Origin of the sequence: Streptomyces alfalfae, assembly GCF_004127445.1 — a bacterium.
GTDB classification, from domain to species: Bacteria; Actinomycetota; Actinomycetes; order Streptomycetales; family Streptomycetaceae; genus Streptomyces; species Streptomyces alfalfae.
This window is the reverse complement of sequence record NZ_QEXM01000036.1, coordinates 60,351-80,593: the sequence shown is the minus strand read 5'-3', so window position 1 is coordinate 80,593 and position 20,243 is coordinate 60,351. Positions and strand designations below refer to the sequence as shown.

General features: G+C 74.1%; 16 protein-coding genes, 1 tRNA gene and 1 pseudogene. 9 read left to right on the top strand and 9 right to left on the bottom strand.

The features are described 5' to 3' along the window. The first annotated feature begins 226 nt into the window (after nt 1-226). Entirely contained in the window at nt 227-1,624 is a 1,398-nt protein-coding gene (locus tag DCW30_RS14785; RefSeq protein ID WP_162933546.1) for a sensor histidine kinase, read from the top strand. Then, nucleotides 1,524-2,210, top strand: a complete 687-nt coding sequence (locus DCW30_RS14780) for a response regulator (protein WP_076683043.1) — start codon at nt 1,524-1,526, stop codon at nt 2,208-2,210. Before DCW30_RS14785 ends, DCW30_RS14780 begins: the two co-directional genes overlap by 101 nt. 10 nt (nt 2,211-2,220) lie before the next feature. On the opposite strand, the gene DCW30_RS14775 is transcribed toward DCW30_RS14780, so the two are convergent. After that, nucleotides 2,221-2,595, bottom strand: a complete 375-nt coding sequence (locus tag DCW30_RS14775; protein WP_079249895.1) for a peptidase inhibitor family I36 protein — start codon at nt 2,593-2,595, stop codon at nt 2,221-2,223. 94 nt (nt 2,596-2,689) lie between these two features. Next, a complete protein-coding gene (locus DCW30_RS14770) occupies nt 2,690-3,622 on the bottom strand; it encodes an AAA family ATPase (protein ID WP_076683047.1) in 933 nt (310 codons plus the stop codon). A 278-nt stretch (nt 3,623-3,900) separates the two neighbouring features. Here DCW30_RS14770 and DCW30_RS14765 point away from each other — a divergent pair, with 278 nt between their 5' ends. Then, a complete protein-coding gene (locus DCW30_RS14765) occupies nt 3,901-4,671 on the top strand; it encodes a hypothetical protein (RefSeq protein WP_076683049.1) in 771 nt (256 codons plus the stop codon). Here the strand turns inward: DCW30_RS14765 and DCW30_RS14760 are convergent. Together DCW30_RS14760 and DCW30_RS14755 are read right to left on the bottom strand one after the other, a co-directional pair. Then, on the bottom strand, nt 4,668-6,767 hold the full coding sequence (locus tag DCW30_RS14760; protein WP_237283321.1) for an ATP-binding protein: 2,100 nt from the start codon (nt 6,765-6,767) through the stop codon (nt 4,668-4,670). The two genes, DCW30_RS14765 and DCW30_RS14760, sit on opposite strands and share 4 nt — an antisense overlap. Before the next feature lie 518 nt (nt 6,768-7,285). Beyond that, nucleotides 7,286-8,083 (bottom strand): SDR family NAD(P)-dependent oxidoreductase, encoded by a 798-nt coding sequence (locus DCW30_RS14755; protein ID WP_062781381.1) that lies wholly within the window; start codon nt 8,081-8,083, stop codon nt 7,286-7,288. Nucleotides 8,084-8,243: 160 nt separating this feature from the next. Between DCW30_RS14755 and DCW30_RS14750 the strand changes: the two genes are divergently transcribed. Continuing rightward, the gene (locus DCW30_RS14750) at nt 8,244-9,089 is read left to right on the top strand and encodes a helix-turn-helix transcriptional regulator (RefSeq protein ID WP_076683051.1); all 846 of its coding nucleotides are present in this window, start codon (nt 8,244-8,246) and stop codon (nt 9,087-9,089) included. A gap of 70 nt (nt 9,090-9,159) precedes the next feature. On the opposite strand, the pseudogene yczE reads toward DCW30_RS14750, so the two are convergent. Both yczE and DCW30_RS14740 read right to left on the bottom strand, forming a co-directional pair. After that, nucleotides 9,160-9,723: pseudogene (gene yczE / locus DCW30_RS38350) on the bottom strand (membrane protein YczE); the annotation flags it as partial. Beyond that, nucleotides 9,720-10,301 carry a TetR/AcrR family transcriptional regulator gene (locus DCW30_RS14740; RefSeq protein ID WP_076683053.1) on the bottom strand — a complete coding sequence of 194 codons (582 nt, stop codon included), beginning with the start codon at nt 10,299-10,301 and terminating at the stop codon, nt 9,720-9,722. The gene DCW30_RS14740 and the pseudogene yczE, both read right to left, overlap by 4 nt. A gap of 192 nt (nt 10,302-10,493) precedes the next feature. On the opposite strand from DCW30_RS14740, the gene DCW30_RS14735 reads away from it, so the two are divergent. The 3 genes from DCW30_RS14735 to DCW30_RS14725 all read left to right on the top strand — a co-directional run bounded on the left by DCW30_RS14735 (nt 10,494) and on the right by DCW30_RS14725 (nt 13,800). Continuing rightward, nucleotides 10,494-11,465 carry a hypothetical protein gene (locus tag DCW30_RS14735; protein ID WP_123985572.1) on the top strand — a complete coding sequence of 324 codons (972 nt, stop codon included), beginning with the start codon at nt 10,494-10,496 and terminating at the stop codon, nt 11,463-11,465. A gap of 206 nt (nt 11,466-11,671) precedes the next feature. Then, a complete protein-coding gene (locus tag DCW30_RS14730; RefSeq protein WP_076683057.1) occupies nt 11,672-12,778 on the top strand; it encodes a glycosyltransferase in 1,107 nt (368 codons plus the stop codon). A gap of 17 nt (nt 12,779-12,795) precedes the next feature. After that, nucleotides 12,796-13,800, top strand: coding sequence for a zinc-binding dehydrogenase (locus DCW30_RS14725; RefSeq protein ID WP_076683059.1), 1,005 nt, complete (start codon nt 12,796-12,798; stop codon nt 13,798-13,800). Between the two features lie 69 nt (nt 13,801-13,869). Here DCW30_RS14725 and DCW30_RS14720 read toward each other — a convergent pair whose 3' ends face one another. Both DCW30_RS14720 and DCW30_RS14715 read right to left on the bottom strand, forming a co-directional pair. Further along, on the bottom strand, nt 13,870-15,975 hold the full coding sequence (locus tag DCW30_RS14720; protein WP_079249896.1) for an ATP-binding protein: 2,106 nt from the start codon (nt 15,973-15,975) through the stop codon (nt 13,870-13,872). A gap of 87 nt (nt 15,976-16,062) precedes the next feature. Next, nucleotides 16,063-16,136 (bottom strand) — tRNA-Pro (locus tag DCW30_RS14715). Between the two features lie 107 nt (nt 16,137-16,243). On the opposite strand from DCW30_RS14715, the gene DCW30_RS14710 reads away from it, so the two are divergent. Beyond that, on the top strand, nt 16,244-16,789 hold the full coding sequence (locus DCW30_RS14710) for a DUF309 domain-containing protein (RefSeq protein ID WP_062781365.1): 546 nt from the start codon (nt 16,244-16,246) through the stop codon (nt 16,787-16,789). A gap of 104 nt (nt 16,790-16,893) precedes the next feature. Continuing rightward, nucleotides 16,894-18,984, top strand: a complete 2,091-nt coding sequence (locus tag DCW30_RS14705) for an MDR family MFS transporter (RefSeq protein ID WP_076683060.1) — start codon at nt 16,894-16,896, stop codon at nt 18,982-18,984. A gap of 38 nt (nt 18,985-19,022) precedes the next feature. Here DCW30_RS14705 and DCW30_RS14700 read toward each other — a convergent pair whose 3' ends face one another. Next, complete coding sequence (locus DCW30_RS14700; protein WP_076683062.1) at nt 19,023-20,210, bottom strand: thiolase family protein; 1,188 nt, start codon at nt 20,208-20,210, stop codon at nt 19,023-19,025. Nucleotides 20,211-20,243: the final 33 nt, after the last annotated feature.

The window sequence follows — 20,243 nt, the reverse complement described above, 5'->3', positions numbered from 1 at the left end:
GCCGCACAGGCCCCTGACCTCCGCCCTCACGTCGAATCACGGCCTCCGCCGGGCGGCCGAGGCAGGCGCCGGTTTCCACCGTCCGGACGAGGGCGTACGCCGCTTCGGCACGCGGCCGGCGGCGCGTCTCCTCCTCAAGGAGGGGGCCGGAAGGAGGAAGCCCGGCGCCCGGTCCGGGACCTGGGCAGGGGAAACCTTCGTGACCAGCGCGTTTACCGTGGACACCATGAGAAAGTCGGGGCCCTTCGCGGGTCATCAGGTGCCTGCTGCGGTGACGGACGTGTCACTGGCCGTCCTGGCGGCGGCGTCGTGCCTCACACTGCCGGAAGTGATCCCGCCCGGCGGGGACACCATCCGGCCGCCGGATCACTGGTGGCTCGTCCTGATGCTCGTGTCGAGCCTGCCGCTCGCCGTGCACCGCAGACTGCCGCTGGTGAGCCTGCTGGTGATGGCGGCCGCTTCCGGGACGCTCCAGCACCTGTCCTACATCCCGCGGCTCTCCGGGCCCGACGGCACCTCGATCGGCCCCACCTATCTGGCCGTGGCCGCCGCCGTGTTCCTGACGGCCGTGCGCCGCACGCCGTGGCGGACGACTTTCGTGGCCGCGGTGTTCATTCCGCTGAGCGCGCTGACCGAGGCGTTCATCGCGCCGGCGGGGCACCGGATCGCCGCGCTGGTGACCGACGCCGTGCTGCTGCTCGCGGCGTGGGCCCTCGGCCGGCTGTCCCGGGCCCGGACGGCCGTCAGGGACGAGGCCATGCAGCGGGCCGCCGCCCTGGAGCGTGAACAGGCCGCCAACGCCCGGGCGGCGGTGATGCGGGAGCGGGCGCGGATCGCCCGCGAGCTGCACGACATCGTGGCGCACAACGTCAGCCTCATGGTGGTGCAGACCATCGCGGCCGACCGGATACAGGACCGGTCCCCCGACAAGGCGCACGAGCTGCACGCGACCGTCGAGCAGACGGGCCGCGACACCGTAAACGAGCTGCGCCGGCTGCTCGGCGTACTCCGCACCGACGAGGAGGCGGCGGAGGACGCGCCGTCGAAGGAACCGCCCCAGCCGACCATCGACGCGCTGCCCTCACTCGTCGACGCCGTGCGCGCCACCGGCCTGGACGTCGACCTCCAGGTGTCCGGGACACCGGCTCCGCTGCCCGCCGGGTACCACCTGACGGTGTACCGCGTCGTGCAGGAGGCCCTGACCAACACGGTCAAGCACGCGGGCGCGACCCGTACCCGGGTCCGTCTGCGGTGGGGGGAGGAGCCGGGACGGCTGCACGTGCGCGTCTGCGACGACGGGCCGGGCGGCGCCGACGGGACCGCGGCGCGGCCCCCGGTGCCCGCCGGCGGTCCGGGTCATGGTCTGCTGGGGATGCGGGAACGCGTCGCCGCCACCGGCGGCACCCTGCACACCGGTGCGCGGCCCGGGGGCGGGTACTGCGTCCACGCCGTGCTGACACTGCCCGAACACGACGGCGCCCGGAGCGACGCGAGCGTCGCCGACAACGGAGGAACTGCGCACCATGCCGCCCATCAGCGTCCTGCTGGCCGACGATCAGCCGATGATCCGGACCGGCTTCCGGTACATCCTGGAGGCGGAGCCCGACATCGAGGTCGTGGGTGAGGCCGCGGACGGCCGGGAAGCCGTCGAGGAGACCCGGCGACTGTCACCGGACATCGTCCTCATGGACATCCGCATGCCGCAGACGGACGGCGTGGAGGCGACCCGCCTGATCGTGGAGAGCGGGCTGCCCGCCCGGGTCATCATCCTGACCACGTTCGACCTCGACCAGCACGTGGTCGACGCGCTGCGGGCCGGAGCGAGCAGCTTCCTCGTGAAGGACGGCCCCGCCGACTCCCTGGTGGCGGCGATCCGTACGGTGGCCGACGGCGAGGCCGTGCTCGCGCCCCGCGTCACCCGGCGGCTGCTCGACCGGTTCGCCGGCATGCCCTGGGAGGCCGCTCCCCCCGTCCCGCCACGCCTCGACGTGCTGACCGGCCGTGAACTCGACGTGCTGCGGACCCTGGCGCGCGGCCTGTCCAACGCGGAGATCGCCGCCGAACTGAGGATCGGCGAGACGACGGTGAAGACGCACATCGCGCACATCCTGGAGAAGTTCCACCTCCGCGACCGGGTGCAGGCGGTGATCCTCGCCTACGACTCGGGGCTGGTGGGCCCGCCGCACGCGGGCCACCGGCCGGCGTGGTGAGGCGTGCGGCTCAGTACATGGCGTACGACGAGACGCGGTTGTCCCATGCGGCGGGGGCGACCCACTTCTGGTGCGGGCCGATCTCGATCGATTCCCCGCCGTAATTCTTGTCGGCGAACATGATGACGGTGTAATCGCTGTCATTGATGACCGAGGAGATGCGGTCGTTCTCGGCCGCCGGCAGTTGAGGCGTCCAGACGGCCCGGTTCTCCAGAAGCCCGGTGAAGTCGGCGCCGTCGTAGACGCAGACGGGCGCCGGGTGGGAGTGCGGACACACCGCGTCGGCCGATTCCGCCGCCCCCGCGCTGCCGGCGCCCGCCAACAGCAGGGAGAAGGACCCCGCCGCCACCGTGCACACGAGTGCGGAGCGAATGGCTGCACGCATGAAATGCCTCCTCTTTCTCGTCACTTGTCCTGCTCGATCACTCGCAGATTCAAATCTCGGGCGGACCGGGGCGTCAACGCCCTTTCGGGCGCGTTCATCGGAGCCGTTCGGGCACCACGCCCCTGCTTTCGGCGCCCCAAAACGGCCGATGTCGCAGGTGGGCGTCGAGACGCGCGTGCAGGGCGAGGAACCCGTCCCTGTCGTGGCGCAGCGCCTCCTCCACGACCACGTGGGCCACCACCGGGTCGATGGCCAGGCCGGCCGGCTCCCGCGAGGTGAAGGACCGCTCGCGCAGCCGGCGGAACATCTCGGCGGCATGCGGGCCGAGTTCGGTGCGGAGCAGGTCCTCGGTCACCGTGCCCGCGAGCGCGCACATCCGCAGCGCCGTCAGGCACCGGGCGGACGGCGAGGTCCCGACGAACCGGGCCAGCAGCGCCGCCGTGACGCCTGCGGACGGCCGCCAGTCCACCGGCCCGCGGGCCGCGTCGGCCGACGCGAGGTGCAGTGCCAGCACGTTCCCCGCGCAGAAGGCGAGGACGCGCGGGCGCGGCGCCGGCGGCACCGCGTGGGCGTCCATGATCCGGTGCGCTTCCTCCCTGGTCGCCCGGCCGAGGCGACGTACGCGGGCACAGCTCGCCCAGCCGGGGTCGGCGGTCCACATCGGATGGGGCGCCCGCCGGCCCGCGAGGACGGTCACCGCACGGTGGGACACCCCCGGGAGGAAACCCTCGCGCAGCCACGTCTCCAGACCCGCCGCCCGGTCCACGTCGTCGACCAGGAGCACGGCGTCCGGCACGTCGGCGGCGTGCCGCACGGCGCGGGCGAAATCCCGGCGGGAGGGCCGCAGGCAGGCGCCGCTCACCCGCACCGCGGCTCGCCCCGTCCGCCGTGCCTCGTCGGCGAAGCGGTGCAGCAGGGTCGTCTTGCCGGTGCCCGCCATGCCGTGCAGGTACAGCACCGGGGCGGCGTCGGGCTCACCCCGCAGCGCCGCCGTGAAGGACGCGAGTTCCCCGTAGTGGTGGGCCATCGACCGCTTCCCGTCCCCCGTGCCGCCGGTCCCCGTGACCCGGCGCTCTCCATTCTCGGAAGCCCGGCCGCCCCCTGCCTCCGCTGAGCAGACGAAAGCCCGGCTCCGCCGCGTGGACGAGCGCGTCGCGCCTCTCGTCCTCGTGGAGGAGGCGGGGCGCGGTGAGCAGCGTGAGCAGGGGCGAGCAGTTTCTGACCAGGTCCGTGGCTTCCGATGGCGGCGCGGGCGGCGGATGCTTGCCCGGTGTTCGCCAGGAACATCTGCATTAAGGCGTCGTCATGCCCCTCGTTGACCTGTCCGAGGCGGCCCCTCGTGCCGTCCGGACCGCCGGAGCGGACGAGGTGGTCACCTACCCCGTCAGCGCCGTCCTCTCGCTGCACAGAGAGCGGACGGTGACGTTGCTCCGCACACTGCGCAGCCAGCACGTCCTGCCGGCCCTGAGCCACCGCTGGGGCTCCGAGAAGGCCTACGGGGCCCTGCTGCACGCCCCGGGCGCGCCGCTCACCGTCCTGGACGTGCCGGGCCCGCGGTGGGTCGTGGGCCTGGAGCAACGCGTACGGGCGCTGAGCAACATCTCGGCGGTGATGGTCCTCGCCCCCGAGGGCACGGACTCCGTCGCCCTGCTGCGGGCGGGCGCCGTGAACGTCGTCCCCAGGGACACACCGCCGAAGGAACTGGCCGGCCGCATCGTGGCGGAACGGCGGTGGCTCGACGCGAGGCCCGCCCGGCGCAGGACGGCGAGGGCCGCGCCGGGGCACCGCTCACCGCGGCTGCGGCAGGCCTCGCAGCTGACGCTGATGGACATCATCTGCTCCGCCGCACGCCCCTGGTGCTGCCATGAGCTGTGCCTGCTGCTCGGCACCGCGGCGGAGCCGATGAACCGGCGGGCGCTGCGGGCCCGGGTGGCGCGGCTCGACGAGCGCCTGGCCGCCGACGGCCTGTCCGTCGACTGCGCGACGCAGTGGGGGCGCACCGCCTTCCTGGGGCTCACGGCGAGCCGCGAGGAGAACCGCCCGCAGCGCGGGCGTTCACGCAAGGGGTGTTCCTAGTCGGGTGTCTCTCCCCGCGTCTCCCACAGCCACAGCCGTTCGCGCACGTCGTCGACGGCGCGTGCCAGGTGGCGGCGGTAGGTGCTGAACGCCATGTTCAGGCGGCGCGCCACGGCCTCCTGGGTGGCGGAGCTCCGGAACGTCATGGTCAGCACGGGGTGCAGCGGACGGGTCCGAGGGGTGGTCTCCAGCCGCTGCACCGCCTTGTCGAGCAGTTCCTGGAGCACCGCGACGGGCGTGGCGTCCTCGCGCCGCGTGACCATGTGGCAGCGCAGCAGCGGACTCGTGGCGAGCGCGTCCGGATCGAGCCAGTTGCGCAGCGCGTCCCGCACCGCGACGTCGAACTCCTCCCGGGTCAGCGGCGGCACGGCCGGTCTGGGCTCGTCCGCGGGCTTTCCGGGTGGTCCGCTCAGCAGCCGCGCGTCGATGCCCTCGGCCCATTCGTCCACCCCCACCGCACGCCAGTCGTGGCAGAACAGGCCCCGCCCGCCCGCGGCCCGCGGGTCGCGGCCCGACGGACGGAACATGTCCATGTAGGTCATGAGCGGTTCCCAGAACCCGGGCCGGTCGATGACGACGCAGGACCAGGCGCAGTGCTTGGCGCGCAGCAGTTCGTACACGATCCGCATGTGGACCAGGTCCCAGGCGCGCGACGGCAGATGGTGGGCCTCGGGGTGCACCATGAAACGGGCCAGACCGAGGTGTTCGCCCTGGCGGGGCGGCGCCATGGCGCAGACCGCGTCCCACGCCTCGGCGGTCACGGGGTCGGCCTCCCGCGTCCGGTCGTCGAGTTCCTCGACGCGCAGCCAGGCCATGAAGCCCAGCAACTCCCCCGTGCTGTACCTGCGGTGCGCGCGGAACGCCGCGGGCTGCCGCTCGAGCCAGTGGGCCACGGCCCTGGCGCTCGCGTCCCCCTCCGTCTCGCGCGCCATCCGCACCAGCGCCGCCGTCTCCTCGGGGCGGACGGTGTCCTCGTAGGCGCCGCTCTCGTCCCGGCCGCCGTGGAACCTGCGGATCCAGGACGCCCTGGAGATGATGTAGTTGTACGCGCCGGTGGCCCGCAACGCCTCCTCGTCGGCCGCGTTGCGGATGCGCTCCACCAGGTGCCGGCGCACGGCCCGGTGCATGGCCTTGTACTGGGCCGGGTCGCGCCAGCGGAAGTCGCTGTCGAGCGCGTCGCGTATGACGTCGTGCGGGTAGACCCCGAAGCGGCCGGACCGGACGAAGGGAAGCTGGCGCAGCCAGGCGAAGAGTTCGGGCACGTCCTCGTCGGGCAGCACGGCGCGGAGCAGGTCCTCGGTGGTGTCCAGGGCGTGGCCGCACACCTCCAGGGCGCGTCGGTGCGCGGGCGAGGGGAGTTCGCCCACCAGCAGCGAGAGGAGTTGCTCGATGACCGTGCGCGAGGGCGTCCAGACCACGTCGTCGGCGCTGTCGTGCCCGGCGACCTCGGCGGCGAGGCGCAGTGCCAGCGGGTTGCCGCCGGCGAAGTCGAGGAGCGGGGTGTGGCGGGCGGGGTCGGCGCCCTGGACGGCCAGGAGTGCCGCCGCTTCCGCGGGGCCGAGTTCCTTCAGCGGCAGCACCTCCATGAGCTCGCTCCAGCCGAGGTCCGCGCGCCAGAGGGGGTCCGGGGGGAGCCGGCCGGCGAGAACGACGAGCACTCCGGAGGGCAGGCCGGGCAGGAAGGTGTCGCGCACCCACTCCTCGATGCCCCGGCACCGTTCGAAGCTGTCGACCAGCAGGACGGCGTCGTCCTGACGGAAGACCTCCCCCGCCGCCTCCGTGAAGGCGCTCGGCGAGGGGTAGATGGTCCGCATGTCCACGGTGACGACGGGGCGGCCGGTGGCGCGCGCCTCGGCCGCGTACCGCTGGAGCAGGGCGCTCTTGCCGATCCCTCCCGGCCCGTGCACCACGATGACCATGGGTGTTCCGGGAGCACCGTCCAACGCTCCGCGGAAGAGGAGGATCTCCTCCTGCCGGCCCACGAAGTTCTGCATCCGCGCCGAAGCGAGCTTGTCGGCGAGCCGCCCGCCCGGCGCGGACGCGCCGGGGCGGGCACTGTCAGCCGTGGAGCGGGAGGCGGAGTCCTTCATCGCCATGCCGTTCCTTTCCTTCTTGAGACGCACCTGAGATGCACCGCACTGATCTGAGTCACTGCTTCCGCAGCGGGGGCGGCGACCGTCACCCACCGTTACTTGAAATGCACACGTAGCGCTTAACCTTTCAAGTAAAACGTGCCCGGTCCGCCGCCCGGCGGGCGTGCGTCGCGGTCGGCGGGCGCGTCACGCGCCCACGGCCCTCCGGCGCCGCGCGCAACCCTGATGAACTGCCCTTATGACGCTCTGCCTTGCAGGAGTACGACGTGTCGCGCAGCCCTCCGGTCACTTTATAGGAGCAGTCGACGGCCTCGATCTCCGTTGTCCCGCGGCGCGCCGCGGGCCATGACCGGGGCGACGCCGCCCGGTTCGGCGCCGCCTGCCTGGTCACAGAGGGTAGGACAGGGGGCGGGCGGTCGACATGAGCCGTCGCGGCGGTCCCGGGGCCGCTGCTCGAATTCCGCTCAGTTCCCGCTCGCCCCCTGCCACTTGTGCCCAGCTCCCCTCGGTCCCGGCCGGACTCAGCGCCCCACGTGGTGACCGCCCTCCGCGGGGAGGACGGCGCCGGTGGTCCAGCGGCTCTCGTCGGAGAGCAGGAACAGGGCGGCCCGCGCCATGTCGTCGGCCGGGGCCACGTGGTTCATCGGCGACATGGAGGCCAGGTGGTCCTGCATGGCGGCGGGGAGCATGTCCCACATCTCGGTGCGTGTGGAGCCCGGCGCGAGGGCGTTGACGCGCACGTTCATGGAGGCGAGTTCGAGGGCCGCGCTCTTGGTGAGGCCGTTCACGGCCCACTTCGAGGCCACGTACTCGGAGATGCCCGCCACACCCACCATGCCGCCGATGGAGGAGACGTTGACGATCGACCCCCCGCCCGCGGCGAGCAGCGCGGGGATCTCGTACTTCATGGACAGGAAGACACCCTTGGCGTTGACCGACATGATCCGGTCGTAGACCTCGGTGGGCTTGTCGTGCACGAGGGTTCCGTCGCTCGTGACACCGGCCGCGTTGAGCGCTCCGTCCAAGCGGCCGAAACGCCGGACGGCGGTGGCCACCGCGCTTTCGACGGAGGCCTCGTCGGTCACGTCGAGGGGAACGGCGATCACCTCGTTGTCCGCGGTGGAGACCTCGGCCGCCAACGCCTCCAGCCGGTCGACGCGCCGGGCGCCCGCGACGACCGTCGCGCCCTCGGCCGCGAAGCGCCGGGTGGCGGCCTCGCCCATGCCGGCGGACGCACCCGTGATCAGAATGACCTTGCCCTCCAGACGGCGTGCTTCGAGGGTCAGGGGGGCGGGGTTGCGGTTGGCATGCGTGGTCATGAGAACACTCCGTAAGTGTGGTGGTGGGAAACAGCGCGAGGGACTCCTCGGCGGCCGTCTCCCCCACCCTGCGGCCGGCCCGGCGCCGCCACCAGAGACCTGGTCTGCCTGGGTCCCGCAGGGCCAGGCTGTTCTCGTGGCCGTGAGCGACGATGGAGCCATGGACCGTCGAGAACTCGCCCGCTGCCTGCGCGTCTGGCGCGACCGCCTCAACCCGCAGAGCGCCGGACTGCCCGCGGGCGGTGTGCGGCGCGCCCCCGGGCTCAGGCGCGAGGAGGTCGCCCGGCTCGCCGGGCTCTCCGTGGACTACCTCACCCGGCTCGAACAAGGGCGCGCCGGGCATCCGTCGGCCTCCGTGGTGGAGGCGCTCGCGCGGGCGCTGCGCCTGTCGGACGAGGAGAACGCCCACCTGTTCCGGCTCGCCGGACACGCCGACCCGCGGGCCCGCCCGGTCACCAGGCACCTCACCCCCGGGGTGCAGCGCATGCTCGACCGGCTCGCCGACACCCCCGTCCTCGTCCTCGACGCCACCTGGCAGACGGTCGCCGCCAACAGCCTGCTGACGGCGCTGCTCGGCGACATGACGGAGGGAACCGCACGCGAACAGAACCTGCTGTGGCGGCACTTCACCGGTCTCCCCTCCCGGGTGGTGGCCACCGCCGAGCAGGACGCCGCGTTCGAGGCCGCCGCCGTCGCGGACCTGCGCGCCGCCGCCGGACGCTTCCCCGACGACGAGCCGTTGCGCACCCTCATCTCCGACCTGCGCGGGGTGAGCCCCCGCTTCGACCGCCTGTGGCAGGAGCACGCCGTGGCGCACCACACCTCCAGCCGTAAGACGATCATGCATCCGCAGGTGGGGGCGCTGACCCTGGACTGCGACGTCCTCACCGTGGAGGGCAGCGGCCTGCGGACCGTGATCTACAGCGCCGTCCCGGGATCGAGCGACGACCACGGCCTGGCGCTCCTGCGCACGATCGGCACCCAGTTCGCCTCGCCCCTGACATGAGACCGGACCCGGAGGCCGCGTCCGCCCCCGTCCTGCGGGCGGGCCCGACCGCCAGCCGTGGCAGGAAGCAGGCCACGAGCGGCCCGATGGCCAGCGCGTAGACGGCCGTGCCGACGCCCGCGGTGCCGCCGAGCAGCCATCCGCCGGCCAGGACGGAGCACTCGATGGCGGTCCGGGCGAGGAGGACCGGCACACCGAGCCGCGCGAGCCCGGTCATCAGACCGTCCCTGGGGCCGGGGCCCAGGCCGGCGCCGACGTAGAGACCCGTGGCGACGGCGATGCCGACGGTGCCGAGACCGAGGAGGCAGATCCGCCACGGCAGCGCCTGCGGCGGAGGTATCACCTTCAGCGCCTGGTCCAGCACGGGGCCGACGAGGACGGCGTTGGCCAGCGTCCCGACGCCGGGACGCTGCTTCAGCGGCAGCCAGAGCGCGAACACGGCGGCCGAGACGAGAAGGACGACGGCGCCCAGGCTCATCCGGGTGCTCCGGGCGACGCCCTGGGCGAACACCGTCCACGGGTCCGCGCCCAGCTCCGCACGGACCAGCAGCGCCGTGCTAACTCCGTACAGGGCGAGGCCGCCCAGCAGACGGGAGCCGCGTTCGAGGCCCCGGCCCGTGGCGGCGGCCCTCATGACCGCGCGACGGCCGCCGCGATCAGCGCCTCGGCCGCCTCCCTGGCGTCGGCCGCGGCACCGGCAGCCGCTTTTGGCCCCCGCACCAGCACCCGCCCGGCCAGCCCGTCGACCAGCAGCAGCAATTGCGAGGCGAGCCGTTCCGGGCGCACCGCTCCGGCCCGTGCGCACAGGCCGGCAAGCAGATCCAGCAGCCATGCCTTCTCCTCCCGGACCGCCTGGCGAACGGGGGCGTCGGCATCGGTCACCTCGGCCGCGGCGTTGAGGAAGGCGCAGCCCCGCCGGCCGCTCCCCCCGTACCACTCGGCCAGCCACGAGAACACCGCCAAGGGGCGATCCGCGGGGTCTTCCACCCCGGCCAGCCATGTCTCCAGCTCGGCGGCCCTGCGCTCGTGGCGGTGGCGCAGGGCGGCCGCGGCGAGTTCGTCCTTGCCGGTGAAGTGCGCGTAGAGGGTCGGCTTCGACACCCCTGCGGCCTGCGCGACGGCGTTCACGTTCGTGGCGACGAGGCCCCGCTCGTAGAAGACCGCTTCGGCGCTCTCCATGAGGAGGTCTCTGGTGTTCTTCCGAGGACTCATGGAACTTAACTTACCAGTCAGGCAAGTCGAGGGCCGGCCGTCGGGGGCGCCTCCGGGGCGACCGAGCAGAGCGGACAGAAGTCGAACCCCAAGTGACCAGCGAAAACGTTCCGGCGCCCCCTAGGGTCTTGGGCGGCCGACGGCTTGCGGGCGACGGCCGTGCTTTTCGAGCGGGACGGAGATGGAGAAGGCATGAGGCGACCGGGGCCGAGTCGAGGGGAACGCGTCACGGGAGGCAGCGGGAAAGCGGCCTTCGACGCCGTACGGCAGCAGGGCGGCTCCTTGCCGGTGCTCGTCCTCTGCACCGTCGCGCTCGCCGGCGCGGCGGGGCTGCTGGCGACCGCGCTGGCCTTCGGCCTGGCCTGGCCCCGCTTCACCGAGGCGTGGCACGACCTGCTCGCGGCCAGGCGCTCGGAGGACTCCAACCCCGCCCATCCCGAGTCGGTGCTGCTGCCGGGCCTCGGGGCGCTGCCCGCCGTCCTGCTGATCGCGGGCGGCGTCGGCGCCGTGGTGCAGACGGCATGCGCGCTGTGCGTCACCACGACGGAAGCCGGCCGCATGGGAGCACGGCGGCTGTGGCGGAGGACCCGGCCCCGGATCGGGCGGGTCGCCGCCGTCCACGTGCTCCGCGGCGCCCTCGTGCTGGCGGCCGCGCTGGCGAGCGGGGCCCTCTGCCTGGGCGTGGCTTCCATGGTGGACGCCTGCACGGGGCTCGACCCGTTCAGCAGCGAAGGGCCGTTCACCCCGAACGGGATCGTGCTGATGCTCGCCCCGGCCGCGGTCCTGGTGCGCGCGGCTCTGGCACTGGCCCCGGCCGCCGGCGCGGTGGACGGCCTCGCCCCCGGGGCCGCGCTGCGGCGCTCGTGGTCGCTCACGCGGCGGCGTGCCGCCTGGCCCTGGCTCCTGGGCGCCTGCCTGGTCGGCGCCGGGTGCGCGGGCGCCGTCTGGCTGCTGGTGCGGCGGGCCGCCGCGCCGCTGCACGCGGTCGTGCGCGACACGGCCCTCACTCATGTCACGCCCAACACCTACGTCGCGTACGCGGCCGGAGAGCTCGCGCCGGTGGCGGCGGCAGCGCTCCTGTGCGCCGCGCTCGCCCTGCCCCCGGCGCACACCTGTCTCACGGCCGCCTACCTCCGGCTGCGCGCGGACGCGGCGGTGGATTGAGCGCCGGTCGGGGGGCGCCCCGGCGGAAGTGAGCAGAGGTGAGCGGCTCGCACCGCCCCTGGTGAGCAGTCGCCACCGGCACGATGGAGCAGAGGTGGGGGACCGGCCGCGCGGCCGGTGCCCCGATCCGTACGGGCGCCGGGCCCGGGGCGCCGGGACGGCGCTCCGGCCGGACCCACGTTCCCCAGCCGAAAGTACGTCGTTCGATGCGCATCCTGTTCTCCGGCACACCGGCCTACGGCCACCTGCTGCCACTGCTCCCCCTGGAGAGGGCCGCCCGCGAGGCCGGCCACACCACGGCCTTCCTGACCCACGAGTCCCTCGGCGACTCCGTCGCCCCCGCCCCGGTGATCCCCGCGGGGGCCTCGCTCGAGGAGACGCTGGGTGAGTTCCACCGCAGGACCGGTGCGAACGCCGCCGAGGACATGAGCCCCGCCACGGCCGGCGAGTTCTTCGGCGGCACCCGTGTCGACCTGGGCGCCGACGCGGCACACGAGTTCGGACCCGACCTGGTCATCGCCGAGACGGCGGACTTCCTCGGCCCCCTGGCCGCGTCCCACCTGGGTGTGCCGTGGGCGTCCCACGGCGTGGGCATCGCGCTGGAGGCTCCGCTCGCCGAGGCCATGCGGGCGGCGGCCGCCGCCCGCGCCGCGGCCCGCGGCATCGAGCCGGCCCCGCCGTTCGCCACGGTCGACCCCTGGCCCGACTGCCTGCAGCGCGCCGGCTGGGAGGCCCCCGCCGGCCGGATCGCCGTCCGCCCCGAGGCCCATGAGCCCGGGACCGGCACCGCCTGGGAAGCGCCCGCGTTCCCCGGCAGGGAACATCTCCCGCGGGTGCTGGTCACCCTGGGCACGATCGTCGACGACAGCCGGGCGCTCACGGAGATCATCACCTCGCTCACCGCCCTGGACGTCAACGTCGTGGCCGTCCTGCCGCCGTCGGCGGCGGACAAAACGCTGCCCGTGTCGGGCCCCGGCGTGCACGTCACCGGCTTCGTGCCGATGAGACTCCTGCTCCAGGGCGTGGACGCGGTCGTCTGCTCAGGCGGTGCGGGCACCGTGCTCTCGGTGCTCGGCGCCGGCCTCCCGCTGGTGATCTGGCCCCTCGGCCTGGACAAGCCCCTCAACGCCGAGCGGTGCGCGGCCCTGGGCGCCGCCGAGGTCATCGGCGGGGCCGGGGACGCGGGCAAGGCCGTCACCCGGGTGCTCGATGAACCGTCCTACCGTGCCGCGGCCCGGTCCGCGGCCGCCGACATCGGGGCGATGACCCCGGCCGCGGACGTGCTGCGCCTGCTGGCCGCGCGTCTCGGCTGAAGGGGGGGAGGCACAGCATGTACGCGATACGACAGTACGAGTTCGGGCCGCCGGAGACCCTCGTGTACGAGGAGACGGCGCCTCCCTCGCCCGGTCCCGGCGAGGTGCTCATCGCGGTGACGGCCGCGGGCGTCCACCTCATGGACACCGTGCTGCGCGCCGGGCGGGAGATGGGCATGGCGCTGCCGCGGCTGCCGATGACGCCGGGCAGGGAGGCCGCGGGCGTGGTCGAAGCGGTCGGCGCCGGTGTCGGGGAGGACTGGCTCGGCGCGCGGGTGGTCGCCTACCTCGGGCACGAACGCAACGGCGGTTACGCCGCGCTCGCCGTGGCCCCGGTGGAGGCACTGCACCGGGTCCCCGCCACGCTCGACGACACGGCCGCGGTCGCCATGATCGGCACGGGCCGCACCGCCGTCGGCGTCCTGCGGCAGGCCGCCCTCTCGGCCGATGACGCCGTGGTGGTCACGGCGGCGGCCGGCGGGCTGGGCACCCTGTTCGTCCAGGAGGCGCGACGGGCGGGCGCCCTGGTCGTGGGCCTGGCGGGCGGGCGGCACAAGACCGCGCTCGCGCTGGAGCACGGCGCGCACGGCGCCGTCGACTACACCCGGCCCGACTGGCGCGAGCGGCTGGCCGACGAGCTGAAGGGCCGCCCCTCCACCGTCGTCCTGGACGGGGTGGGCGGCCGGCTCGGCCGGACCGCCGCGGAGTCCCTGGGCGCCGGCGGCCGGCACCTGTACTTCGGCTGGGCGTCCGACGAGGGCCACTTCACCCGGTTCGACGCGGACGAACTGGAGAAGTACCGCATCTCCTCCGAGATGGTGGTGGGGCCGTCCCTGTTCGCACTGCCCGGAGGCGTCCGCGGGCTGGAGGAGACGGCCCTGTCCTGGGCGGCGACGGGACGGCTGCGTCCCGTGGTGCGGTGCTACCCCCTCGCCGAGGCGGCCGAGGCCCACCGCGCGCTGGAGGGCAGGGCGAGTGTGGGGAAGGTGGTCCTGCGCCCCGGGGCGGGGTCCCGCCGCTGACGGCGCGTCCGGCTCGTCGGCCGCGGTGCTCGTCGGCCACCGTGTCCGGCGGGCGGACCGACGACGTGCTCACGGAGGCGAGAGGGGGCGGCCCTCCTCCTCGTGCCGCCACATGATCTCCTCGATGCGCGCGGTCGCGGCCGCCAGGTGGCGCCGGTAGGTGCTGTACGGCAGCCCCAGCCGTCGGGCGGCCGCCTCCTGGGTCGGCGCACCCTCCAGGAACGCCATGGTGGCGGCGCGGTGCGTCCTGTCGCCGTCGCGGTCGGTGACCAGGGTGGCGATGGCGTTGGTGAGCACCTCGCGCAGGGACATGCCGTGCCCGGCGACGAGGCGGCTGGCGCGCAGCGGGTTGGCCGCAAGGGCGGAGGGCCTGCGCAGGTCGCGCAGGGCTGAGCGGACCGCGGCGGCGAACTCCGCCCTGTCCGGCGTGGGTGTGCCCGTCGCGGCAAGCCCGTCCCCCTCGCCGTGCGGCCATGGCCCCGCGAGTTCCCCGCGCGGCCCGGAGGCGATGGGGTCCACGGTGAGGCCGCCGCCCGCGCCCGTGAGCATGTCCTCCTGCTTGCCCGCCAGCCAGGCGCCGGGCGGCGTGTCCCGCCAGTCGTGGGCGAAGAGCCGGTACGCGGACCCGCCGACGGTGACGGGCCGCGGCAGGGGCGTCATGTCGCAGAACTCCATGTGCGCGTCCCAGAACCCGTCGTCGCGCAACACGATGAACGACCACGAGGGCCGCGCGTCCCGCAGCAGCTCGCCGAACATGCGCCAGAGCATCAGGTCCATCACCGGTGAGGGCCGCTGGTAGTGCTGGGGATGGACGTGGAACCGGCCGAGGGCGATGCTCTCCCCGGGCGCGAGCGGGCCGTGTGCCGCGGCGTGCTCCCAGGCGGCGGCGGTCACCGGGTCCTCTGCCCGGCCCTGGAAGGGGGCGGGCCGCAGCCAGGCGGAGAAGGCCGCGGCGCGCGTGCGGCCTCTGAGGCGCTGCACCCGGAAGTCCTGCGGCCTGGCGTCGAGCCAGTACCTGACCACCTCGGCCGACTCGCCGCCCTCGCCCTCCTCGGCGAGCGCGAGGACACCGGCCCTGAGCGAGGGGTCGTAGGGGCGGTCCTCGACCAGGCCGGGGGTGTGCCACCCGTGGCTCTCGGCCATGTGGCCCTGGGACCGGTAGAGGAACTGCAAGGCGCCCACCGCGTGCAGCAGCCCGTCCGCCGAGGCGGTGCCCACGCGGTCCAGGAGGTGCGCGTGGATGCGCCGGTACAGCCGGTCGTACCCGTCGGGGTCGCGCCACCGCAGGTCGGCCGCGAGTGCCTCCCGCACGACGTCGTGCGGGAACAGGCCTTGCGCGCAGTGCTCGACGTACGGCTGGTCCCTGAGCCAGGAGAACAGCTCGGGCGCGTCCTCGCCGGCCACGGCGCGCAGCAGCGTCTCGGTGGTCAGGTGGGCCTGGGCGCAGATCTCCAGGGCCAGGCGGTGCCGGGGTCCGGGCAGCGCCCCGAGGACCTGCCGCAGCAGGTGCGCGATCGTCTCGGGGGCGGGGGTCCAGTCGCCCGGCGCCACGAGCCCGGCGTTCTCGGTCCCCGCGACGTGCGCGGCGAGCACGAGGGCGAGCGGGTGGCCCGCGGCGAAGGCGAGCAGCGGCTGGTGGCGGTCGGCGGCGACGCCCTTCCGCACCAGGAGGCGCCGTGCCTCACCGGCGTCCAGATCACCGAGCGGCACCGGGGCGAGCAGCCCCGCCCAGCCGGGGTCGGCGGACCAGCGCACGTCCGGGGCCAGCCGCCCCGCCACGACCACGACGGTGTCCTCGGGCAGGTCGAGCAGGAACTCCTCGTGCAGCCAGCCCTCCAGGTCCTGGCATTGCTCGAAGGTGTCGATCAGCAGCAGCGTCCCCGGCTCCCGCGCTCCGGCCGCCGCCGCCTCGAAGGCCGGCGGGGTCCCCGGGACGGTCCGGCCGTCGACGTGCACGACGGGTCTGCCGGCGGCGCGCGCCTCCTGGGCGTAGCGCCGCAGGAGCGCCGTCTTGCCGATGCCGCCGGGACCGTGCACGTACAGCACGGTCGGCGCCCCGGGCGTCCCGGCGAGAGCGTCGCGCAGCAGCCGCAGCTCGGCTTCCCTGCCGACGAACAGCTCGTCCCTCGTCGCGTGGACGCGGTCGGCGATGGTGCCGCGTCGCGGTGCCCCCATGACCCGCCTCTTCCCGGCCCCGCCGGCACAAGCGAAAGGCCGGTTCCGGATGTCTCCGAAACCGGCCTGACCTACGACTCCTTCGAGTCGGGACGACAGGATTTGAACCTGCGACCCCTTGACCCCCAGTCAAGTGCGCTACCAAGCTGCGCCACGTCCCGGTGTGTCCGCCGCGGTGCCCCGCGTGATCACAAGAAGAACTCTACCCCACGGCCGAGGGTGCTCCGTTCCCCGGTGACCGTCGTCAGGTCCGCGCGACAATCCAGGTATGAGCACTGCACCGCGACCGTACGAAGATGACCGCGACCGGGACCGGGACGCCGAGGGCCGCGCCCGCAACCAGCGCCCGCGCGACGGCCTCGGCAGGCCGCTCCCGTACGGCGCCGAGGGCGTGGCCCGGCAGCCCGAGGGCGTCGTGCGCACGCCCGGGGAGTCCCTCGCCGAGGCGCAGGAGCTGCTGGACACGGGGCGGCCCTTCCACGCGCACGAGGTCTTCGAGGACGCGTGGAAGTCGGGCCCGGAGGAGGAGCGCGGCCTGTGGCAGGGCATGGCCCAGCTCGCGGTCGGCCTCACCCACGCGGCCCGCGGCAACGCCACGGGTGGCGCACGGCTGCTGCTGCGCGGGGCCGCGGCGGTCTCCGCCTGGACCGAGGAGACGGGCCGCCCCCGGCCGTACGGAATCCGCGTGCCCGAGCTGATCGACTGGGCGCGGACCCTGGCGGAGGAGCTCGCACGCGAGCAGCGGCCGGTGGAGGCGGACACCCGTGCCCCGCGGCTGCGGGAGAGCCAGGAGGGCAGCGGCACGGGGGCGTAGCGGCGCGGCGGGGCAGGAGGGCGGCCGCGCCCGGGGGCCGGGTTCGTCACCGGGGCGGACTCGCCCCGCATGCAGCCGCCGCGCCCCGGTGTGAGGGTGACCGTGTGACCACCACCGAGCAGCCGGCGCCGGAATCCGCCCCCGCCGCAGCGCAGGCACAGGCGCCGCCCGTACTCGACCGTCGCCGCCGCAACGTCGTCTTCGCCACCATCGTGCTGGGAATGCTGCTCGCCGCGCTCGACCAGACCATCGTCGGCACCGCGCTGCCGACGATCGTGTCGGACCTCGGCGGGGCGGAGCACATGTCGTGGGTGGTCACGTCGTACCTGCTCGCGGAGACCGTCGCCACGGTGCTGGTCGGCAAGTTCGGTGATCTCTTCGGCCGCAAGGTCGTCTTCCAGATCTCCGCGGTCATCTTCATCACCGGTTCGTTCCTGTGCGGCCTGTCGACGAACATGACGCTGCTCATCGCCTGGCGGGCGATGCAGGGGATCGGCGCGGGTGGCCTGATGGTCACGTCCATGGCGTTGATCGCCGACGTCATCCCGCTGCGGGAGCGCGGCAAGTACCAGGGGGCGATCGGCGCCGTCTTCGGAGTCTCCACCGTGATCGGGCCGCTGCTCGGCGGGCTCTTCACCGACCACCTCACGTGGCGCTGGGCGTTCTACGTCAACGTGCCCATCGCGATCGTCGTGGTCCTCGCGGCGGCCCGCACCATCCCCGTCGTGAAGTCGGCGGTGCGTCCGGTCATCGACTACCTCGGCATCGCGCTCGTCGCGATCGGGGCGAGCGCGCTGATCCTCGCGACGAGCTGGGGCGGCAACCAGTACGCGTGGGGCTCCCCCGTGATCCTCGGTCTCTTCGTCGGCGGCCTCGTCGCGCTCGCGCTGTTCTGCGTGGTGGAGACCCGGGCGGCGGAGCCGATGCTGCCGATGCGGCTCTTCGGCAACCCGGTCTTCACGGTCTGCTCGGTCCTCAGCTTCATCGTGGGATTCGCGATGCTCGGCGCGATGACGTTCCTGCCGACGTACCTCCAGTACGTCGACGGCGACTCGGCCACGATCTCGGGCGTGCGGACGCTGCCCATGGTGATCGGCCTCCTCATCGCCTCCGTCTTCAGCGGCAACGTCGTCAGCAAGACCGGCACCTACAAGATCTTCCCGATCGTCGGCTCCCTGGTGATGGCGCTCGGGCTCTTCCTGCTGTCCCTCATGGACGACACCACGAACACCTGGCTGGAGTCGCTGTACATGTTCGTGCTCGGCGCCGGGATCGGGCTGTGCATGCAGGTGCTGACCATCGCCGTGCAGAACACCGTCCCGTACGGGGACCTGGGCACCGCCACCTCGGGCGTCACCTTCTTCCGCACCCTGGGCAGTTCCTTCGGCACCGCGGTCTTCGGCACCATCTACGCCAACACCCTCGCGCCGAACCTCAAGGACGGCATCGCGGACGCCGCGCGGACCGGGACGGCGGACCCGGGTGCGATCACGAAGGCGGCGCAGAGCCCGCAGGGGGTGCACGAGCTGCCGGGCGCGGCGGCGGCGCCCGTGGTGCGGGCGTACGCGGACACCCTGCACACCGTCTTCCTGTGGACCGTCCCCGTGGCGCTGCTCGGGTTCCTCGTGTCGCTGTTCCTCAAGCAGGTGCGGCTGCGCGACAGCGCCCGCGAGAGCGCGCCCGACATGGGCGAGGGCTTCGCGCAGCCGACCAGTTCGGACTCCGGGGTGCACCTCCAGCGGAGCGTCGCGCACATCGTCCGCAACGTCGGCATGAGCACCGCGCGCGGCATCATCAGGGACTCCGACACCCGGCTGGACATCGCGGGCGCCTGGGCGGTCATGCAGGTCTCGCTCTTCACCCGGATGGTGGGCCACGCGAGCCTCGGTCTGATCGCGGCCCGGCGCAGGATTCCGGCCGAGGTCCTGGTGCCCGCCTTCGACCGCATGGTGGAAGAGGGCTTCCTGACCCGTACGGGTACGTACTTCTCGCTCACCCCGGCCGGGGAGCGCGAGGCCGGGGCGATCTCCGCGGCGTGGTCGCGGTGGCTGGGCGAGGAGGTCGAGAAGGACCTCGGGCGTCCGCCGGACGAGGAGCTGACCGCGGCGGTCGACTCCATCGCCAAGCGGCTGCTCGCCGAGGACCTGGAGCAGGGGTTCACCCCCGAGACGGCGGGCGCCACGGTCGCCCGCTGAGGGGCGCGCTCGGCGGGGCGGCGGTCGCGGGCGCCGGGTCAGCCGCGCTCGACGAGGAGAGCGCTGCCCTGGCCGACGCCGACGCACATGGTGGCGAGGCCCCGGGTGGCGCCGGTGCGGCGCATGCGGTGCAGCAGGGTCGTGAGGATGCGGGCGCCGGAGCAGCCGAGGGGGTGGCCGAGGGCGATGGCCCCGCCGGAGGGGTTGACCAGGTCGGGGTCGAAGCCGAGGGCGTCGACGCAGGCGAGGGCCTGTGCGGCGAACGCCTCGTTGAGCTCCGCCTCCTGGACGTCCGCGACGCTCCAGCCGAGCCGGTCGAGGACCTTGCGGGTGGCGGGCACGGGGCCGAGGCCCATGACGTCGGGGTGCACGCCCGCCGAGGCGCCGGCGGCGTAGCGGCCGAGGGATTCCAGGCCGAGGTCGTTCAGGGCCTCCTCGCTGACGAGCAGCAGCCCGGCGGCGCCGTCGTTCATCGGCGAGGCGTTGCCGGCCGTGACGGTGCCGCCCTCGCGGAAGACGGGCTTCAGGCCGCTGAGCTTCTCGTACGAGGTGTCCTCGCGCACGCACTCGTCGGTGTCGACGACGGCGCCGTCGGGCCGGGTGACGGGGAGCAGTTCGTGGTCGAAGTGGCCGTCCTCGCGGGCGGCCGTCGCGAGCCGGTGGCTGCGCAGCGCGAAGGCGTCCTGCCGTTCGCGCGAGACGCCGTGGCGCTCGGCGACCTCCTCGGCGGTCCGGCCCATCGCGAGGACGCCGTGCAGGTCCTTCATCCTCGGGTTGGTCAGGCGCCAGCCGAGGCGGGTGTCGGCCGTCTCCATGCGGTGCGGCAGGGCCTCGTCGGGGCGGGGCAGCACGAAGGGGGCGCGGCTCATGGACTCGGAGCCGCCCGCCAGGACGATGTCGGCCTCGCCCGCCGCGATGGCGCGGGCGGCGGTGGTGACCGCTTCGAGGCCGGAGGCGCAGAGCCGGTTCACGGTCGCGCCGGGCACCGAGTCGGGCAGGCCCGCGAGGAGGGCGGCCATGCGGGCCACATTGCGGTTGTCCTCGCCCGCCTGGTTGGCGGCGCCCCAGTAGATGTCGTCGATCCTCGCGGGGTCGAGCGCGGGGATGTCGGCGAGCAGTCCCCTCATGACGCCGGCGGCGAGGTCGTCGGGGCGGACGGAGGAGAGGGCGCCGCGCAGTCTGCCGATGGGGGTGCGGCGGGCGGCGGCGAAGTGGACGGTGCGCACGATACGGCTCCGGATCGTTGCTCGGGTCTCGCT

What these genes read in the sequence shown, in the direction of transcription:
- DCW30_RS14735 (WP_123985572.1), top strand. Translation starts at nt 10,494, where the DNA reads ATGAGGCGACCGGGGCCGAGTCGAGGGGAACGCGTCACGGGAGGCAGC.
- DCW30_RS14765 (WP_076683049.1), top strand. Translation starts at nt 3,901, where the DNA reads ATGCCCCTCGTTGACCTGTCCGAGGCGGCCCCTCGTGCCGTCCGGACC.
- DCW30_RS14730 (WP_076683057.1), top strand. Translation starts at nt 11,672, where the DNA reads ATGCGCATCCTGTTCTCCGGCACACCGGCCTACGGCCACCTGCTGCCA.
- DCW30_RS14770 (WP_076683047.1), bottom strand. Translation starts at nt 3,622, where the DNA reads ATGGCCCACCACTACGGGGAACTCGCGTCCTTCACGGCGGCGCTGCGG.
- DCW30_RS14710 (WP_062781365.1), top strand. Translation starts at nt 16,244, where the DNA reads ATGAGCACTGCACCGCGACCGTACGAAGATGACCGCGACCGGGACCGG.
- DCW30_RS14780 (WP_076683043.1), top strand. Translation starts at nt 1,524, where the DNA reads ATGCCGCCCATCAGCGTCCTGCTGGCCGACGATCAGCCGATGATCCGG.
- DCW30_RS14750 (WP_076683051.1), top strand. Translation starts at nt 8,244, where the DNA reads ATGGACCGTCGAGAACTCGCCCGCTGCCTGCGCGTCTGGCGCGACCGC.
- DCW30_RS14760 (WP_237283321.1), bottom strand. Translation starts at nt 6,767, where the DNA reads ATGGCGATGAAGGACTCCGCCTCCCGCTCCACGGCTGACAGTGCCCGC.
- DCW30_RS14725 (WP_076683059.1), top strand. Translation starts at nt 12,796, where the DNA reads ATGTACGCGATACGACAGTACGAGTTCGGGCCGCCGGAGACCCTCGTG.
- DCW30_RS14775 (WP_079249895.1), bottom strand. Translation starts at nt 2,595, where the DNA reads ATGCGTGCAGCCATTCGCTCCGCACTCGTGTGCACGGTGGCGGCGGGG.
- DCW30_RS14720 (WP_079249896.1), bottom strand. Translation starts at nt 15,975, where the DNA reads ATGGGGGCACCGCGACGCGGCACCATCGCCGACCGCGTCCACGCGACG.
- DCW30_RS14785 (WP_162933546.1), top strand. Translation starts at nt 227, where the DNA reads ATGAGAAAGTCGGGGCCCTTCGCGGGTCATCAGGTGCCTGCTGCGGTG.
- DCW30_RS14755 (WP_062781381.1), bottom strand. Translation starts at nt 8,083, where the DNA reads ATGACCACGCATGCCAACCGCAACCCCGCCCCCCTGACCCTCGAAGCA.
- DCW30_RS14740 (WP_076683053.1), bottom strand. Translation starts at nt 10,301, where the DNA reads ATGAGTCCTCGGAAGAACACCAGAGACCTCCTCATGGAGAGCGCCGAA.